Origin of the sequence: Patiriisocius marinus (assembly GCF_008974325.1) — a bacterium.
GTDB lineage: Bacteria > Bacteroidota > Bacteroidia > Flavobacteriales > Flavobacteriaceae > Patiriisocius > Patiriisocius marinus.
Map to the genome: position 1 here is coordinate 1 of NZ_BKCG01000024.1, position 2,065 is coordinate 2,065.

General features: G+C 35.1%; 1 protein-coding gene. It reads right to left on the minus strand.

Going from position 1 to position 2,065, the window contains the following annotated elements; all coding sequences use genetic code 11:
* The coding region (locus GBH57_RS15910) for an FIDD domain-containing protein (RefSeq protein WP_151675488.1) at positions 1 to 1,865 on the minus strand (1,865 nt) is incomplete at its 3' end.
* Between the last annotated feature and the right edge of the window lie 200 nt (positions 1,866 to 2,065).

Consider the following 2,065-nt stretch of genomic DNA (forward strand, 5'->3'; position numbering starts at 1 on the left):
GTAACATCTACTAATGTGTTTAAAATTTCAGCATCCTTGCTTGTTAAATCAAAGGTCTCTAATCCGTCGCCATCTAAATCACATAAAAAATAATCGCTAATTGGATCGGTGATCGCAGGGCTGTCGTCAACTACTAAGTTTAATGGGACTACTGCTCTACACCCATTAGAATCCTCAAAACGAGCATAAACAGTTTGAAAAGAGGCTACCGTATTTATATACATTGTAGGGTCCATAAACGGAAAAGCACCTGTTAATGCAGCAGCTTGTGAGATATGGTATGTAACTGTACCAGGTTGTCCATTTGCAATTTGAGCGTCGCGGACTGTCAAATCAAAAGTTGCAAAACCATCGTTAGGAAGCTCATCACAAGCTCTTAAATCGTCTGGTGTCACTGCAACAGGTAATGGCTGAAAAGTCACTTCCACATCACCAGATACAAAACAAATTCCTTCAAATGCATTTAAAGTATAAGTACCAGATAATGTAGGATTATAAAATGGACCTGTCCCTCCTGGCAATGCAGCTCCATTAAAGAACCATTGATATGTAAATGTAGGCCCTAATTCTTGCCCGATTGTTACTATGTCATTCAAACAAGGTGTTAAATCTGGACCAATATTTAAACCTTGTAATGATAAATCAACTAACAAATCAAATGTATTATTATCTTCGTTGTTCTCACTTACAATACCTACACCTGTACCATCATCATCCACAACAGCTGTTAGAGTAAAAACCACAGGAGTAGCACCTCCTGGAGGAAAATTTAAAGTTACTGTTCCACTTTCAGAGCCACCAATAGGGATTATTCCTGTTGTTAATGCTTGTCCAACCAACACGCCATCTGCATAAAATGCAATTGGCATTCCTGCTGGCAATTCTTCAGTACTTTCAATATTAAAAACTGTATAATCAACATCTATATTATTATTTGAACACAACACCCCTATATCATCAATTACTATGGTCGCATCGGGAATTTCAGAATTTACATTTGTAACTACATTATGAACAATAACTAAATCAAGCCCTGATGTAAGTTGAATATCAATTGAAGTATCACCTGGGGCAACTAATGCATCCAAAGCATAAACATCTAAATCCATATTAAACTGATCGTTATTTCCATCGTAACTATTTGTTCCATTGAATGCATTATCTGCAGGATTCTGTGCATTTGAAAGAAGTGTTCCATTCACACTTAATGTTTCATTTACTGGAGCTGTTACAGCATCACCTTCCCAAGCTAAAAAACTAACTTTTGAAAGAATTGGGCTCGCAATATCTAAATTGTCTAAAGTAAAATTAATCTCAGGATTATCTGCTGCTACAAAATCAAAACCATCGAAGATAGAAACTTGATTTTGAGTTAAGGTAAGATCTTCATAAACAACAACCACAGACCAACCTGCAAATTTCAACGATCCATAATTAGCTGCTTCGGCATTAATATCAAAATCTGAAAAAGTATAGGTGCCATTTCCTGAAGTTTGTACAATAGGCGTTACATCTGCAAATGCTCCAAATGCAAATTGCGTTGTATTTAATTGAGCTGAAAATGTTCTAGTTGCAAAAACTGGTGTACCGTTTAAATCTACAAAGAAATCTCCAGATCCAGATCCAGCCCAATATAAATAAGCAGCAACTAATGTTTGCCCTGGAGCAAGGTTTAATTCTGCACTACTTTCATTCAAAATATCAAAAGTTCCACCTGCATTATTTTCCTGTGGGTTTAGTGTATTCCCAAAACCTGTAAAATCTAGTTGTCCATTAAATTGTTCAAAAAGTGTAATAGGCTCTGTCTGTGCAGATAACATTATTGAAAAGAGACTAAATAGCAATAGCCAAAGATGATTTTTCATAGCAAATGATTTTACATTACAAAATACGACATTTTTATAATAATTTTAACTTTATTAGATTATTGTGAAATTTCTATACTAAAAAAGCACCTTTCAGTATGTAACCGAAAGGTGCTTTTTGTTTTATACATAGTCTTTAATGAACTAGCGTTTTAGTGAGAAGTGTCCTCGTAACTCTTTTGTTACATTTTCTTCTTGGT